The sequence below is a fragment of the Streptantibioticus silvisoli genome (assembly GCF_027947535.2).
GTDB classification, from domain to species: domain Bacteria; phylum Actinomycetota; class Actinomycetes; order Streptomycetales; family Streptomycetaceae; genus Streptantibioticus_C; species Streptantibioticus_C silvisoli.
The window spans coordinates 61,116-76,431 of sequence record NZ_JAAGKO020000009.1 but is presented as its reverse complement, the minus strand read 5'-3'; the positions used below and the strand labels follow the sequence as shown (position 1 = coordinate 76,431).

Sequence of the window (15,316 nt, the reverse complement as noted above, 5' to 3'; positions counted from 1 at the left end):
GAGCGGTGCGGGTCAGACGGTGTGCCGTTCGTCCTTCACCGGGTCGGCGATCGGCGCCGGCTTCTCCAGCGAGTCGGGTTCCCGCTCACGGCGCTCGGCGGTGGACTCGGACACGTCCTTGTCCTTGCCCTCCTCACGCAGCGCCTTCGTCTCCGACTTGAGGATGCGCAGCGACTTGCCGAGTCCGCGGGCGGCGTCGGGCAGCTTCTTGTAGCCGAAGAGCACCACGAACAGCACCACGACGATGAGGATGTGCCATGGCTCCAGCCCGTTCCTGAACATCTAGCGGCCTCGCTCTCACCGGTTTTTCTCGGCTCTTCGGTTTATGGGGCTCTCACGGAGTATCACCCGCCGGACGCGTTAACCGGAAGCGTTCACGGGAAAACCGCAGGAAAACATCGTTCGGCGCCACCGGGCGCCCACGGACGGGAGACCGACATGGCTGGATTTCTGGACCGGGCGAAGGAGGCCGCGCAGCGCGGCCTGGACGCGGGCAAGGACAAGGTCGAGGAGGTGCAGGCGACCCGCGCCGGGCAGGACCTGCTGCGCCGGCTGGGCGCCGCGTACTACGCCGAACGGCGTGGCGCGGGCACACCCGAAAGTGTGAACGCCGCGCTACAGGCCGTCGAGACGCACATCCGCGAGCACGGCGACGCCTTCCTGCACAGCACGTCACCCTTCAGCGGCGGCACCGGCCCCGGCACCTGACCGCACCCGGGGACGGCGCGGGGCGGGCGCGGGGACGGCGGCGGGGCGGGGACGGCGACGGGGGCGGGCGGTGCAGGACCCGAGCCGTACCGGAACCGCCCCGCCCGCCGGAACCGCCCCGCCCGCCGGGGCCGCAACCGCACCGCCGGACCCCCGCGCCGGTCGGACCACCGCCGACCGACGGCACCGGCCACGCCGACCGACGGCACCGGCCGCACCGGCCACGCCGACCGGCCGCACCGCCCGCGTAACCGCCCGCCCGCCGTACCGACGGCGCCGGCCGCACCGCGTACCCACCTCAGGGCCTGGAGGACTCCCGGTCCGGCGCCGGGGCGGACTCCGCGGTGGCGGCGGTGCGGCGGGCCTTGCGGATCTCCAGCGCGATCGGGATCAGCGACAGTACGACCAGCAGCGCGATGATCGGCAGCAGATAGTGGTCGATGTTGGGGATGGACGAGCCCAGCGCGTGCCCGGCCAGGGTGACGCCGAGGCTCCAGGCCAGGCCGCCGACGATCTGCCAGCCGGTGAAGGCCCGTACCGGTACGCCGAGGGCGCCCGCCATCGGGTTGAGCACGGTGCGCACCAGCGGGATGAAGCGGGCCAGCACGATCGCCTTGCCGTAGCCGTACTTCTCCAGCATCTCCGAGGAGCGTTCCACCGCCTGCCGCAGCTTGGGGTTGCCGGTGCGGTTCAGCAGCGCCGGACCGCCGCGCCGGCCGAGCAGGTAGCCGGTCTGGGCCCCGAGCAGCGCGCCGGCCCCGGCCGCCGCCAGCACCCAGCCGAGGTTGAGGTGGACCGTCGCGGTGGCGCTGGTGGTGGTGAACAGGCCCGCGGTGAACAGCAGCGAGTCGCCCGGCAGGAAGAAGCCCACCAGCAGTCCGGTCTCGGCGAACAGCACCACGAGGATGCCCAGCGCGCCGAACGACGACAGCAGCGAGGTGGGATCCAGCACATTGAGGGCGAGCTGCGATCCGTGGGTCATTGCGTACATGTGCGCCTTTCAGCGGGGCTCGCGGGCCGTTTCGCGTCTACGAGAGTGTAGACGTGGCGGGCCGCCGCTCCGGACCGCCGAGGCCCCCGGCCGCCGCGACCCCCGCCGCCCGCCGGGTCACGCGTCGAGGCCGCCGTCGGTCAGCAGGGCGCGCAGCGCGCCGGCGTCGTCGGTGGTGAGGCCGGCGACGAACCGGGCCAGCACGCCGGAGCGGTCCGGGGCGCGGTCCAGTTCGCCGCGCATGCGGCGCGCGGACAGGGCGGCCTCGTCCTCGACGGCGGCGGTGTAGCGGTAGGCGCGGCCGTCCCGTGCCCGTGCCACCGTGCCCTTGTCGTGCAGGCGGGCCAGGATCGTGGCGACGGTGGTCCGGGCCAGGGCGCCCGACAGCCGGTGCTGGACCTCGGGCGCGGTGAGCGGTGCGCCGGCCTCCCAGAGCGCGGCGAGCACGGCGGCTTCCAGCTCTCCGGCCGGTCGCCGTGCGGCGTGGGTCACGTCTGCCGTCCCTTTTCGTTCCACTAGAGTTGTCCGACAGTCTACGAATCTGTAGACAGGCGGCCTTCCGGGGGACATCTCCCGCGTCATGGCTGGGCCGCCGGTCGTAGCTGATTATCGGAGGAAACCCGCCCGTGCTCGTATCCGCCACCGCTGACGTGGCCCTCGGAGCCCCCCTCGCCACGCGGCAGCTGGCGTTCGACGGCGCGAAGATCGACGGCGGACTCTACTTGGACGTCACCAACTTCGCCCGCACCGCGCCGGGCTGGTTCGACACCCTGGTGAAGGAGTGGTCCGCCTTCGGGATCGTCACGTTCTTCCTGCTGATGATCGTCGGCTGGTGGCTGGCCAAGCGGCTGCCCGCGCAGAACATGGCGAAGGCCCTGTGCGCGCCGGTGGCGGTCGTCGTGGTCTACGTGATCAACGACCTGATCAAGTCGGTGGTCCAGGAGGTGCGGCCGTGCCGGCAGCTGCCGCACGTCTTCCACCTGGAGGCGTGCCAGGCGCCGACCGACTGGGCGTTCCCCAGCAACCACACGGTGGTGGCGTTCTCCGCGGCGACGGCGCTGTTCATGGTCGCCCGGCGGCTCGGCCTGGTGGCCTACGTGCTCGCGGTGCTGATGGGCGCCTCCCGGGTCTACGTCGGCGCGCACTACCCGCACGACGTGGCGGCCGGCATCGTGGTCGGCGTGGTCTTCGGCGTGCTGCTGACCTGGGCGGCCGGCCGGTTCGGCGCCGACCGGGTGCTGCGGGCCAGGGAGGGCGGCCGGCTGCGGCCGCTGCTGGTCGACGTGCCGTCCGGCGCGCACGGGCGGCTGCCGGGCTCCGGGGACGACGAGCCGGGCCGGCGGCGCCGCGAGGCACCGGCCGGCCGCGGTCCCGACCAGCCCTGAGCGGCGGCCGCCACCCCGCGGTCGTATACGAACGGCAGGGCCCGGCGCCCCCGCCTCCCCGAGGAGGACGGGCGCGCCGGGCCCTGCCGCGTACCGCGGCGACCGGTGTCAGACCTCCAGGGTCGCGCCGCGGGTCTCCAGCCAGCGGTTGACCGACAGCACCAGCTCGGTCGGGAAGCGCGCCTCGCCGCCGCCCTCCTCGACGGCGGTGGTGGCCCGGGCGGTGTCCAGCAGCGGCCGCACCGGCGCGTCCTGGTCGGCCAGCACGCCCTTCAGCTCGGCGGTCAGGGCCTGCGCGTACCGCGGGTCCTGGGTGCTGGGGTACGGGCTCTTGACGCGGTTGGCGACCGACTCGGGCAGTACGTCGCGGCAGGCGGCGCGCAGCAGCGACTTCTCCCGGCCGTCGAAGGTCTTCATCGACCAGGGGGTGTTGAAGACGTAGTTGACCAGGCGGTGGTCGCAGAACGGCACCCGCACCTCCAGGCCGACCGCCATGCTCATGCGGTCCTTGCGGTCCAGCAGGAACTGCACGAACCGGGTCAGGTGCAGGTAGCAGATCTCGCGCATCCGGCGTTCCAGCGCCGAGTCGCCGTCCCGGTAGGGGACCTCGGCGAGCGCCTCGCGGTAGCGGGCTTCGCGGTAGCCGGGCAGGTCGATCTTGGCCAGCAGGTCCGGGGCGAGCAGCGCCTCGCGGGTGTAGCTGCTGCGGCCGGCGAAGTTGTTGAGGTCGAACGCGGCCAGCCACGGGAAGGTGTCGGCCTCGACGGCCGCCTTGTCGTGGAACCACTTGTAGCCGCCGAAGACCTCGTCGGCCGACTCGCCGGACAGCGCCACCGTCGACTGCTCGCGGATCGCCTTGAACAGCAGGTAGAGCGAGGTGTCGGCCTCACCCAGGCCGAACGGCAGGTCGCGCGCCGCCAGCACCGCGTCGCGGTGGCCGCTGTTCATCAGCGTGGTGGTGTCCAGCACGATGTCGCTGTGGTCGGAGCGCACGTGCTCGGCCAGCGCGTGGGCGTACGGGCCGTCCGGGGTGGGCCGCAGGTCGTCGGCCTGGAAGTTCTCCGTCTGCCCGACGAAGTCCACCGAGAAGGACCGCACCGCGCCCTTGCCGCCGGCCGCCAGGCCCTTCGCGGCCAGCGCGGTGATGACGGAGGAGTCCAGACCGCCGGACAGCAGGGTGCACAGCGGCACGTCGGCGATCAGCTGGCGGGCGACGATGTCGTCCAGCAGGCCGCGCACGGTGGAGACGGTGGTGTCCAGGTCGTCGGTGTGCTCGGCGGCGTCCAGCGCCCAGTACTGCTTCACCGACAGGCCCTGGCGCCGCACCCGCACGGTGTAGCCGGGGCGGACCTCCTTCATGCCGCGGTAGATCGCGTGGCCCGGGGTCTTGGTGAAGGCGATCAGCTCCGCCAGGCCCTCGGTGTCCACCACGGCCCGCGCCAGCGGGTGCGCCAGGATCGCCTTCGGCTCCGAACCGAACAGCACACCGTCGGCGGTCGGGTAGTAGTACAGCGGCTTGATGCCCATCCGGTCCCGGACCAGCAGCAGCTCCTCCGTGCGCGGGTCCCACAGCGCGAAGGCGTACATGCCGTTGAGCCGCTCGGTGAAGCTCTCGCCCCACTCCAGGTAGGCGTGCAGCGCCACCTCGGTGTCGCTGCTGGTGCGGAAGGCGTGGCCGAGCGAGTCCAGCTCGGCGCGCAGCTCGCGGTAGTTGTATATCTCGCCGCTGTAGGTGGTCACCAGCACGGTGCGGCCGTCGTGCTCGACGGCCATCGGCTGCTTGCCGCCCTCCAGGTCGATCACCGCCAGCCGGCGGTGGCCGAAAGCAGCGTGCCGGTCCAGCCACACGCCGCCGGCGTCCGGTCCGCGGCACGCCATCGTCTGCGTCATCGCGTCGAGCGTGGCCCGCTCGCCGGTCAGGTCCCGGTCGTAGGAGATCCATCCGGTGATCCCGCACATAAGCGGTACGCCTCCTCATGTTGTCGGCCCGGCACGGACGGTGTCCGGTACCGTGCGCAGGGCCCCCGTTCCATCACGGTCCGTAACGTGGGCGTAACGCATACGAAACGAACGGGCTCACCGTAACGCCGCTAGTTGCACTTGGCATCTGTTGCCGTGGGCAACCGAATAATTCCGGCCACCGGATGCGCCCGGCCCGCGCCCGTCCGACGATGGAGACGTACCGGTCACGCGGACACGCGGTGAAACAGCCGTGACCGCCGGACCCGACGACGTGCACGCAACGCACCCGAGGAGCACCCCGGTGGGGCCACCCGACGCGCCAGATCCACTGACCGCCGGAGCGCTGCGCCAACTGGTCGACGGCACCGCCGCGGGCATCGCCGTCCTCGACACCGAGCTGCGGTTCGTCTACGTCAACCCGGCCCTGGCCCGGATGAACGGCGTCCCGGCCGCCGACCACACCGGCCGGACCGTCGCCGACCTGCTGCCCGACCTCGACACCCGGCCCGAGGTCATACGGCGGGTTCTCGCCGACGGCGTGTCGCGCGAGACCGCCCCCAGCGGCCACACCCGCGCCGCGGCCGGGCGGGAACGCCGCTACTGGCACAGCACCTTCCACCGCCTGGAGGAGGACGGCGTACCGGTCGGCGTGGTCGGGGTGGTGATGGAGGTGAGCGCCTCCCGGCGCGAGCAGCAGGAGCTGGAACAGGCCCGCGAACGCCTCGCCCTGCTCGACACCGCCGTCAGCCGCATCGGCACCACCTTGGAGCTGGACACCACCTGCGCCGAACTGGCCGAATTCCTGGTGCCCGGGGTCGCCGACCTGGCCACCGTCGAGGTCTTCCCGCCCGAACAGGCCGACGCCGCACGCCAGGTCCGCGTCGACCGGCCGCTGCGGCTGCGCCGCGCCGCGATGGCCGCCGTGCCCCGGCTGCGCGAGGCGGCCCGGCGCCTGGGCGAACCGGGGGAGTACGTGCGGTTCCAGGCCGGTTCGCAGACGCCCGTCACGCTCGCCACCGGCCGCCCGGCGATCATGAACCTGCCCTCCGACGAGCAGCTGGCCCGGGCCGCGCCGGACTCCGACCGGGTCGCGCTGTACCGTGCCATGGGCCTGCACTCCGGCGTCGTGCTGCCGCTGGCCGCCCGCGGGGCGCCGCTGGGCGTGCTGACCATGGCCCGCGGCGGCCGGTCGCCCGCCTTCACCCGCGAGGACCTGACCGTCGCCCAGGACCTGGCCGGCCGGGCCGCCATCAGCCTGGACAACGCCCGCCGCTACACCCGCGAGCACAGCATCGCCCTGGAACTCCAGCGCGCCCTGCTCTCCTCCCCGCACCGCCCGGACCCGGGCATCGAGGTCGCCTCCCGCTACCTGCCGGCCGGCAGCAGCGCGCTGGTCGGCGGTGACTGGTTCGACACCATCCACCGGCCGCTGGGCCGCTCGCTGCTGGTCATCGGCGACGTCATGGGGCACGGCGTCGAGGCGGCGGTCGACATGAGCAACTACCGCTCGATGCTCCGGGTCGTCGGCGCCGCCGACCTGCCGCCGCACCACGTGCTGCGCCGGCTGGACGCCATGATCGCCGAGGCGCCCGACAGCCGCCCCGCCAGCTGCCTGCTGGTGCTGGCCGACCCGGTCCGCGGCAAGCTGTCGTACGCCCGCGCCGGCCACCTGCCGCCCGCCCTGCTGCACGCCGGCGGCGGCACCCAGCTGATCCAGGTGCCGGCCGGACCCCCGCTGGGCACCGGGGTCGGCGGGTACGAGATGGTCACCGTCGACTGGCCGCCGGGCGACGTGCTGCTGATGTACACCGACGGCCTGGTCGAGCACCGCAACGAGGACATCGACGCCTCCCTCGACCGGCTCGCGGCCCTGCGGCTGCCGGTCGCCGACAGCCTCGAATCCCTGCTCGACCGCCTGCTGGACCACCTGGTGCGCGGTCCCGCCGAGGACGACGTCGCGGTGATGGCCGCCCGCGCGCTTGACCCTCACGCGGCGTGAGGCGGCACGGTGGAGCACGTAACCACCGGAAGGCGGAGGCCATGCACTACGCGGTCGGGCAGGTCGCCGGATTCGCCGGCACCACCGTGCGGACCCTGCACCACTACGACGAGATCGGGCTGCTGCGGCCCGGCGCCCGCACCGGCGCCGGCCACCGGCGCTACGACGACGCCGACCTGGACCGGCTCCAGCGCATCCTGTTCTACCGCGAGCTGGGCTTCCCCCTGGACGAGATCGCGACCCTGCTCGACGACCCCGGCAGCGACCCGGTGGAGCTCCTGCGCCGCAGGCACGAGGTGCTCACCGGCCGCGTCGAGGCGTTGCGCGCGATGGCCGCGGCCGTCGAACGAGCCATGGAGGCACGCACGATGGGCGTCAACCTGACCCCCGAGGAGAAGTTCGAGGTCTTCGGCGACCACGATCCCGACCGGTACGCCGAGGAGGTCGGCCGCCGCTGGGGGACCACCGACGCGTACCGCGAGTCGCAGCGGCGCACCGCCGGGCGCGGCAAGCAGGAGTGGCTGCGGATCAAGGACGAGCAGCGCGCGTGGGCCGACCGGCTGGCCGCCGTCATGGACACCGGCGCCCCGCCCGGCGGCGAGGCCGCCACGGACCTCGCCGAGGAGCACCGGGCGCAGATCTGCCGGTACTACTACACCTGCACCTACGAGATCCACACCGGCCTCGCCCGGCTGTACACCACCGACCCGCGCTTCACCGCCCACTACGAGGCGATCCGCCCCGGCATGGCGGCCTACCTCGCGGAGGCGATCACGGCGAACGCCGCCCGGAGGGGGGAGCAGCCGGGGGAGTGACCCTGCGGGGCCGGGGCCGACGGTGAGCCCGTGCGGGGGCGCCGACCACTGCGGGGACCGGGCCGACGGTGGAGCGCCGGCCCGGACCCGCGCGGCTCAGCCCTGCGGGGTCAGGACGACCGCGGTGCCGTAGGCGCAGACCTCGGTGCCGATGTCCGCGGCCTCGGTGACGTCGAACCGCATCATGAGGACCGCGTTGGCCCCGCGGGCGCGGGCCTGTTCCACGAGGCGTTCCATGGCCTGGTTGCGGGTCTGGACCAGGGTCTTGGTGAGCCCCTTCAGCTCGCCGCCGACCATGGATTTCAGGCCCGCGCCGATCTGGCTGCCGAGGTGCCGCGAGCGCACGGTGAGGCCGAAGACCTCGCCGATCACCCGCTCCACGCGGTGCCCGGGCACGTCGTTGGTCGTCACCACCAGGACGTCGGAGTGCTCGGTCTGGCCGCCGCCGTAATCGCTGATGCTCATGACATCAGGGTGCCCGCGCGGGGCGGTGGCACGCATCCTGACGGCGCCGGGGGGAGAGCGCCGGTCATACTGGTGGAGCGTCCGCCGCCCCGGCGGGGCACGTGTCCGCCGCCCACCGCCCACTCAGGAGTCCGCCCGGCCGTGACGACCCTCGCCCTGGGCCCCACCTGGCTCACGCCCGACCAGCTGATCCAGTCCTTCGGGCTGATCGGCATCATGATCGTCGTCTTCGCCGAGTCCGGGCTGCTCATCGGCTTCTTCCTGCCGGGCGACTCGCTGCTGTTCACCAGCGGCCTGCTGATCTCGCAGCACAAGTACCTGCACGATCCGCTGTGGCTGGTGTGCCTCGCGGTCGGCCTCGCCGCGGTCCTCGGCGACCAGGCCGGCTACCTGTTCGGCCGCAAGGTCGGCCCCACGCTGTTCAACCGGCCCGACTCCAAGCTGTTCAAGCGGGAGAACGTGGAGAAGGCGCACGCCTTCTTCGAGCACCACGGCCCGAAGTCGATCATCCTGGCCCGGTTCGTGCCCATCGTGCGCACGTTCACCCCGATCATCGCGGGCGTCAGCCGGATGAACTACCGCACGTTCTTCGTCTTCAACCTCGTCGGCGGCACCTCCTGGGCCGCCGGTGTCACCGTGCTCGGCTACTTCCTCGGCCGGGTCGCCTTCGTCGGCGCGCACATCGAGGCGATCTTCGTCCTCATCGTGCTGATCTCGGTGGTGCCGGTCGGCATCGAGTACCTGCGGGCCCGGCGCAACGCCGACCGCACCCCGCCGCCGCCCGGTCCGCCCGGCTCCGCCGGCCCGTCCGGTCCCGGGGACGCCCGTTCGCCGCAGGGCTCCACCGCGAGCCGGGCGGCCGTACCGCAGCGCGGGCGGCACCGCGCCGCCAAGCGATGACCGGGCGCGAGAACGACCGCGCCACGGTCGAACGCCACCAGGGCGACGCCGGGTCCGCCTTCACCCCGCCGCTCGGCGTGCCGCTGCCGCCGCTGCCGGACAGCGAGGGCTCCGCCTTCCAGCCGCCGTCCCGAGGCTCGGGCGCGACCACCGGCACCCACCCGCTGCCCTCCCGCGCCGGCCGGCCCGGCGCCGGTCAGGCGAACGGCACCCACGGCTCCGGTTCGACCACCGGCACCCACCCGCGCCCCGGCGACTCCGGCTCCACCACCGGCACCCACCCGTTCACCCCGCCGGACGGGATACCGGTCGTGCGGCTGCCCGGCGACGCGCCCTGGCAGGACCGCATGCGGGCGATGCTGCGCATGCCGGTGGCCGAGCGCCCGGCGCTGGAACCGGTCCCCCGGCCGGAGTCCGGCGCCGCCGCGGTGCCCCGGGTGCTCGACCTGACGCTGCGCATCGGGGAACTGCTGCTGGCCGGCGGCGAGGGCGCCGAGGACGTCGAGGCGTCGATGTTCGGGGTGGCGCGTGCCTACGGACTGGACCGCGTCGAGCCCGGCGTAACGTTCACTCTCCTGTCGATCAGCCACCAGCCGTCGCTCGTCGAGGACCCGGTGACGGCCAGCCGTACCGTGCGCCGGCGCGGCAGCGACTACACCCGGCTGGCCGCGGTCTACCGGCTGATCGACGACATCACCGCGCACGAGGCCACCTTGGAGGACGCCTACCGGCGGCTGGCCGAGATCCGCCGCAACCGGCACCCGTACCCCGGCTGGCTGCTGACCGGCGCGGCCGGGTTCCTGGCCGGCTCGGGCGCCGTCCTGGTCGGCGGCGGCCCGCTGGTCTTCGTGGCCGCCGCGCTCGGCGCGATCCTCGGCGACCGGCTGGCCTGGCTGTGCGCCGGCCGCGGGCTGCCGGAGTTCTACCAGTTCGTCGCGGCCGCCACCCCGGCCGCCGTGATGGGCATCCTGCTCAACCTGCTCGGCTCCCACGTGCCGGGCAGCGGCCACGTACAGGCCTCGGCGGTCATCACCGGCGGCCTGTACGCGCTGCTGCCGGGCCGCGCGCTGGTCGCCGCCGTCCAGGACGGCCTGACCGGCTTCTACATCACCGCCTCGGCGCGCCTGCTGGAGGTGATGTACCTCATCGTCGGCATCGTCTTCGGCGTCACGCTGGTGCTCTACGCGGGCGTGTCCCTGCACGTCACGCTCAACCCGGACGAGGCGCTGGGGGCCTACGACAAACCGCCGGTCCAGCTGGTCGCCGCGATGGGACTGACGCTGGCCTTCGCGGTGCTGCTCCAGTGCGACCGCGCCGTCCTGCCGGTCGTCACGCTCAACGGCGGCATCGCCTGGGTGGTGTACGCGCTGCTGCACTACCAGGTCGGGATGTCGCCGATCGCGGCCACCGCGATCGCCGCCGGGCTGGTCGGCCTGTTCGGCCACATGCTGGCCCGCTACCAGCACGCCTCCGCGCTGCCCTACGTCACCGCCGCCATCGGCCCGCTGCTGCCGGGCAGCGCGACCTACTTCGGCCTGCTGGCCTTCACCCAGGGCCGCCAGGACGTCGGCGTCGCGTCGCTGGCCAAGGCGGTCGCGCTCGCGCTGGCGGTCGCCGTCGGCGTCAACCTCGGCGGCGAGCTGATCCGCATGATGATCCGCCTCCCCGCCGACCGCCCCCGCCGCCGCGCGGCGAAGCGCACGCGCGGCTTCTGAGGGGGGCCCTGCGGGGCTCGTGCCGGGGCGTACGGGCTCGTGCCGGGGCGTACGGCGTACGGGGCCGTCCGGGGGCCCTGCGGGGCGTGCGGGGGCGTGTGGGGGTGTGCGGGCCCTGCGGTGTACGCGGGCCGTACGGGGGCCGTCCGGGGGCCGTCCGGGGTGTCTGCGGGGGCTCTGCGCGGCGCGTGCACCGGTGCTTGTGGTGGGCGTGGGGCGGTCCGGTGCGGAGGTGCGGCCGGTCGGCGCGGACCGTGCGGCTGGGCTTCGCCGACGTGCGGCCTCCGTAGGCCGGCGTGCGGGGCGCCGTTGCCCGCGCGGGACGGGAGTGGCCTCTGCCCCTACGCACGCGCGGCGTCGCTCCCCGAACCGGCGCGCAGCCGTACCCCCGACCCCGGAACCGCCCCGCAGCCGTACCCCCGACCGCGAACCGCCCCCGCAGCCGTACCCCGACCGCGAACCGCCCCCGCAGCCGTACCCCGACCGCGAACCGCCCCCGCAGCCGTACCCCGACCGGACGAACCCCGGCGCCGCACTGCGCCCCCGCGAGGCGCATGTCCCCGGCAGGCCGTCCGTCGCCCCGACGCACGTAGCCCTGCCAGGCCGTCCGCCGGCCGTCGCGCACGCGGTCCCACGTCCCCCCGGCGCACGTGGCCGCCGCCAGGACCCCCGCCCCGCGTACGCCGAAGGGCGGGACCGTCGTGCGGTCCCGCCCTTCGGGCAGCTCGCCGTGCCGCGGCTAGGCCTCAGTGGCCGCCGGAGTCGTGCAGACGCTTTATGGACGCCTCCACCTCGGCCTCGGCCTCGGTGCGGCCGACCCAGTCGGCGCCTTCGACGGACTTGCCGGGCTCCAGGTCCTTGTAGACCTCGAAGAAGTGCTGGATCTCCAGGCGGTCGAACTCGCTGACGTGGTGGATGTCACGCAGGTGCTCCACCCGCGGGTCCGACGCCGGCACGCACAGCAGCTTGTCGTCGCCGCCGGCCTCGTCCGTCATGCGGAACATGCCGATCGCGCGGCAGCGGATCAGGCAGCCGGGGAAGGTCGGGTCGTCGAGGATGACGAGCGCGTCCAGCGGGTCGCCGTCCTCACCGAGGGTGCCCTCGACGAAGCCGTAGTCCGCCGGGTAGCTGGTGGACGTGAAGAGCCTGCGGTCCAGGCGGATACGACCGGTCTCGTGGTCCACCTCGTACTTGTTGCGCGAACCCTTCGGGATCTCGATCGTGACGTCGAACTCCAAGGCTCTCCTCCATCTGCGCGGCCAGCACCCTGGTGCGGGACCCATGAACGACAACGTGAGCGACAACCTGGGCGACAACCGCGCACCAAGTCGTGCGCACAAGTGTCGCTCACCCGTATGGCCGCGCGCCAAAGGGGCCGGTCGGACGGGTACGTCACCCGGTCGGGCGGCCCGTGCGGGGGCGTGGTCCGGGTTCCGGCTGACTCCTGGTTAAGTGTGACTGTCTTAACAATGCGAGTGCTGACGTCACAGCGCGAGGAGAGGTGGTCGAGGGTGCGCTTCGCGTTGCCCCGGGTCGCACAGGAAGCCGCCCAGGCGGCCACCCGGACGGTCACCCGGGCGGTGGGCCGGGCGGAGTGGCGGACCCTGGCCGAACGGGGCGGGTTCACCGCGGTCGCCACCGCGACGGGCCTGGTCGCCGCCCTGGTCGCGGTCGCCGTCGCCGGCCCCTGGAGCGGCGGTCAGCGCGTCGCGGAACGCTCCTTCGCCGCCGGCCGCCCGGCCGCCGCCCCCGCCCCGCCCGGTCGCCGCACCCCCGCCGTGCCCCCGGCGCCCGCCGTACTGGCCGGCCTCGGCCCGGGCGCCGCCGTGACCACCCAGGCGGCTGCCCCCGGACCGACCGGCAGCGGACTGACCGACGCGCTGTCACCGCTCTTCGACGACTCCGCCCTCGGCAAGCACAGCACCGGCGCGGTCCTGGACGCCACCACCGGAGCCCTGCTCTACGGCCACGACGCCGCCGGCGCGTCCGCGCCCGCGTCGACCACCAAGATCGCCACCGCGGTCGCCGCCCTGGAGAGCCGCGGCGCCGACTACCGCATCCCCACCGTCGTCGTCCCCGGCCGCGCCAAGGGCTCCGTCGTGCTGGTCGGCGGCGGCGACCCGACGCTGACCGCCGCCCCCACCCCGGCCGGCGCCGACCCCGACGCCACCCCGGCCTCGCTGGCCACCCTGGCCGACCGCACCGTCCGGGCGCTGCACGACCGCGGCACCCGGCACGTCACCCTGTCCTACGACACCTCCCGCTTCACCGGCCCGCTCCTGCACCCGATAGGCGTCAACGACAACCTCGCCGCCGTCACCGCCCTCATGGCCGACGAGGGCCGGACCGACCCGAACTCCACCGAGGACGCCCCGCGCTACGCCGACCCGGCGAAGTCCGCAGCCGAGACCTTCGCCAAGCTGCTGGACGTCCGCGGCGTCACCGTCACCGCCGTCCGCCCCGGAACCGCGCCGGCCGGCCGCGAGGCGCAGCTCGCCGAGGTCGACTCCATGCCGCTGTCCGCGCTGGTGGAGCGGATGCTGACCAACAGCGACAACGACATCGCCGAGGCGCTCGGCAGGCAGGCCGCCATCGCCACCGGCAAGCCCGTCACGTTCACCGGCGCCGGCCAGGCCGTCCGCTCGGTGCTGACCAAGCTGGGCATGCCGATGGCCGGCACCGCCTTCCACGACGGCAGCGGCCTGGACCGCGAGGACCGGCTCACCCCCGACCTCCTCGCCCGGCTGCTGCTCACCGCCGGCCGGCCCGGCCACCCCGAGCTGCGCCCGGTCCTCAGCGGCCTGCCGGTCGCCGGCTTCACCGGCACCCTCAGCGACCGCTTCCAGTCCGCCGAGGACACCGGCGCCAAGGCCGGCGGCGACCCCTCCGGCGCTGCCGGCCTGGTCCGCGCCAAGACCGGCACCCTCACCGGCGTCAACACCCTCGCCGGCACCGTCGTCGACGCCGACGGGCGGCTGCTGGACTTCGCCTTCATGACCTCCGGCACCACCGACGCCGACGCCGCGATGGCCGCCCTGGACCGGCTCGCCTCCGCGGTCACCAACTGCGGCTGCCGCTGAGCCGGACGGGTGACATCGCGTCGGGCCGCCCGGCGACCCCGGTAAAACCCGGAAACCGGTGCCGGGCGGCCCGGATCGGCCGACTTCCACGTACGGTGAAGCCATGACGAGCATCGGTGGAGCGGAGATGGTCGACTGGAACCTCGCGGTGGCGACCGCGACCCGGCTGGTCCGGCCGGGCCCGGAAGTCAGCCGCGACGAGGCGCGTGCCGTGGTGGGGGAGTTGCGCCGGCACGCGAAGTCGGCGGAGGAACACGTCAGGGCCTACAGCCGGATGTACGGCCCGGACGCCGCCGAGGCGCCCGACACCCCGGTCCTGGTGGTCGACCGGGCCGGCTGGATCAAGGCCAACGTGGCCGGGTTCCGCGAGATCCTCAAGCCCCTGACCGACAAGATGCAGGCCCGCCGCTCCGCCACCGCCGGCGGCGCCGTGCTGGGCACCGTCGGCGGCAAGGTCACCGGCGTCGAGGTCGGCGCGCTGCTGTCGTTCATGTCCTCCCGGGTCCTGGGCCAGTACGAGACGTTCGCCCCGAACACCCGGGACCTGCCCGCCGGTTCCGCCACCGCGGCCCCCGGCGGGCCGCGCACCGGCCGGCTGCTGCTGGTCGCGCCCAACATCGTGCACGTCGAGCGGGAGCTGGAGGTCGACCCGCACGACTTCCGGTTGTGGGTCTGCCTGCACGAGGAGACGCACCGCACGCAGTTCACCGCCGTGCCGTGGCTGCGCGACCACCTGGAGGGCGAGATCCACGGGTTCCTCGCCCAGACCGACATCGACCCCGCCAACCTGCTGGAGCGGGTCACCAAGGCCGCGCAGTCCCTGGTCGGCGGCCGTTCCGAGGACAGCGGCACGGACGAGAACCTCAGCATGATGGAGGTCGTCCAGACCCCCGCGCAGCGCGAGATCCTCAGCCGTCTGACCGCGGTGATGTCGCTTCTGGAGGGCCACGCGGACTTCGTCATGGACGGTGTCGGCCCGCAGATCGTGCCGTCGGTCGCCGAGATCCGGGAGAAGTTCCAGCAGCGCCGCGCCAGCGGGGCCGGCCGCCTGGACCAGGCGCTGCGCCGGCTGCTCGGCCTGGACGCCAAGCTGCGCCAGTACCGCGACGGCGAACGCTTCGTGCGCGCCGTGGTCGACGAGGTCGGCATGGACGGCTTCAACCGGGTGTGGACCTCGCCCAACACGCTGCCCACCAAGGCTGAGATCGCCAAACCGGCGGACTGGATCACCCGGGTGCACCGGCACACCGACAGCTGAACCGCCGCTCCCCCCGCCCCTCCAGGTTTCCCCGGTTT

14 protein-coding genes are annotated in these 15,316 nt (G+C 73.9%); 8 read left to right on the top strand and 6 right to left on the bottom strand.

Annotation, left to right across the window (positions count from 1 at the left end):
- Positions 1-12: 12 nt before the first annotated feature.
- A complete protein-coding gene (gene tatA, locus POF43_RS09310; RefSeq protein WP_271318485.1) occupies positions 13-282 on the bottom strand; it encodes a Sec-independent protein translocase subunit TatA in 270 nt (89 codons plus the stop codon).
- 156 nt (positions 283-438) lie between these two features.
- Between tatA and POF43_RS09305 the strand changes: the two genes are divergently transcribed.
- Positions 439-708, top strand: a complete 270-nt coding sequence (locus POF43_RS09305) for a hypothetical protein (protein WP_271318484.1) — start codon at positions 439-441, stop codon at positions 706-708.
- Positions 709-1,006: 298 nt separating this feature from the next.
- Here the strand turns inward: POF43_RS09305 and POF43_RS09300 are convergent, their stop codons facing one another.
- Complete coding sequence (locus tag POF43_RS09300; protein WP_271318483.1) at positions 1,007-1,699, bottom strand: DedA family protein; 693 nt, start codon at positions 1,697-1,699, stop codon at positions 1,007-1,009.
- 117 nt (positions 1,700-1,816) lie between these two features.
- Positions 1,817-2,191: a BlaI/MecI/CopY family transcriptional regulator gene (locus POF43_RS09295; RefSeq protein WP_271314729.1), complete on the bottom strand. Its 375-nt coding sequence runs from the start codon at positions 2,189-2,191 to the stop codon at positions 1,817-1,819.
- A 134-nt stretch (positions 2,192-2,325) separates the two neighbouring features.
- On the opposite strand from POF43_RS09295, the gene POF43_RS09290 reads away from it, so the two are divergent.
- Positions 2,326-3,084: a phosphatase PAP2 family protein gene (locus POF43_RS09290; RefSeq protein WP_271314728.1), complete on the top strand. Its 759-nt coding sequence runs from the start codon at positions 2,326-2,328 to the stop codon at positions 3,082-3,084.
- Between the two features lie 108 nt (positions 3,085-3,192).
- On the opposite strand, the gene asnB is transcribed toward POF43_RS09290, so the two are convergent.
- A complete protein-coding gene (asnB, locus tag POF43_RS09285) occupies positions 3,193-5,043 on the bottom strand; it encodes an asparagine synthase (glutamine-hydrolyzing) (RefSeq protein ID WP_271314727.1) in 1,851 nt (616 codons plus the stop codon).
- A gap of 304 nt (positions 5,044-5,347) precedes the next feature.
- Here asnB and POF43_RS09280 point away from each other — a divergent pair, with 304 nt between their 5' ends.
- Together POF43_RS09280 and POF43_RS09275 are read left to right on the top strand one after the other, a co-directional pair.
- Positions 5,348-7,045 carry a SpoIIE family protein phosphatase gene (locus tag POF43_RS09280; protein ID WP_271314726.1) on the top strand — a complete coding sequence of 566 codons (1,698 nt, stop codon included), beginning with the start codon at positions 5,348-5,350 and terminating at the stop codon, positions 7,043-7,045.
- Positions 7,046-7,086: 41 nt separating this feature from the next.
- Positions 7,087-7,860 carry a MerR family transcriptional regulator gene (locus tag POF43_RS09275; protein ID WP_271314725.1) on the top strand — a complete coding sequence of 258 codons (774 nt, stop codon included), beginning with the start codon at positions 7,087-7,089 and terminating at the stop codon, positions 7,858-7,860.
- A 96-nt stretch (positions 7,861-7,956) separates the two neighbouring features.
- On the opposite strand, the gene POF43_RS09270 is transcribed toward POF43_RS09275, so the two are convergent.
- Positions 7,957-8,325: a YbjQ family protein gene (locus POF43_RS09270; protein ID WP_271323741.1), complete on the bottom strand. Its 369-nt coding sequence runs from the start codon at positions 8,323-8,325 to the stop codon at positions 7,957-7,959.
- A gap of 141 nt (positions 8,326-8,466) precedes the next feature.
- Here POF43_RS09270 and POF43_RS09265 point away from each other — a divergent pair, with 141 nt between their 5' ends.
- Positions 8,467-9,225 (top strand): DedA family protein, encoded by a 759-nt coding sequence (locus POF43_RS09265; RefSeq protein WP_271323740.1) that lies wholly within the window; start codon positions 8,467-8,469, stop codon positions 9,223-9,225.
- The gene (locus tag POF43_RS09260; RefSeq protein WP_271323739.1) at positions 9,222-10,940 is read left to right on the top strand and encodes a threonine/serine exporter family protein; all 1,719 of its coding nucleotides are present in this window, start codon (positions 9,222-9,224) and stop codon (positions 10,938-10,940) included. The genes POF43_RS09265 and POF43_RS09260 overlap by 4 nt, the downstream gene beginning before the upstream one ends.
- 746 nt (positions 10,941-11,686) lie before the next feature.
- Here POF43_RS09260 and POF43_RS09255 read toward each other — a convergent pair.
- The gene (locus tag POF43_RS09255) at positions 11,687-12,178 is read right to left on the bottom strand and encodes an inorganic diphosphatase (protein ID WP_271318728.1); all 492 of its coding nucleotides are present in this window, start codon (positions 12,176-12,178) and stop codon (positions 11,687-11,689) included.
- Between the two features lie 273 nt (positions 12,179-12,451).
- On the opposite strand from POF43_RS09255, the gene dacB reads away from it, so the two are divergent.
- Complete coding sequence (gene dacB / locus POF43_RS09250) at positions 12,452-14,020, top strand: D-alanyl-D-alanine carboxypeptidase/D-alanyl-D-alanine endopeptidase (protein WP_282704497.1); 1,569 nt, start codon at positions 12,452-12,454, stop codon at positions 14,018-14,020.
- A gap of 103 nt (positions 14,021-14,123) precedes the next feature.
- Positions 14,124-15,278 carry an Rv3626c family coenzyme F420 biosynthesis-associated protein gene (locus POF43_RS09245; protein ID WP_271313675.1) on the top strand — a complete coding sequence of 385 codons (1,155 nt, stop codon included), beginning with the start codon at positions 14,124-14,126 and terminating at the stop codon, positions 15,276-15,278.
- Positions 15,279-15,316 lie beyond the last annotated feature (38 nt).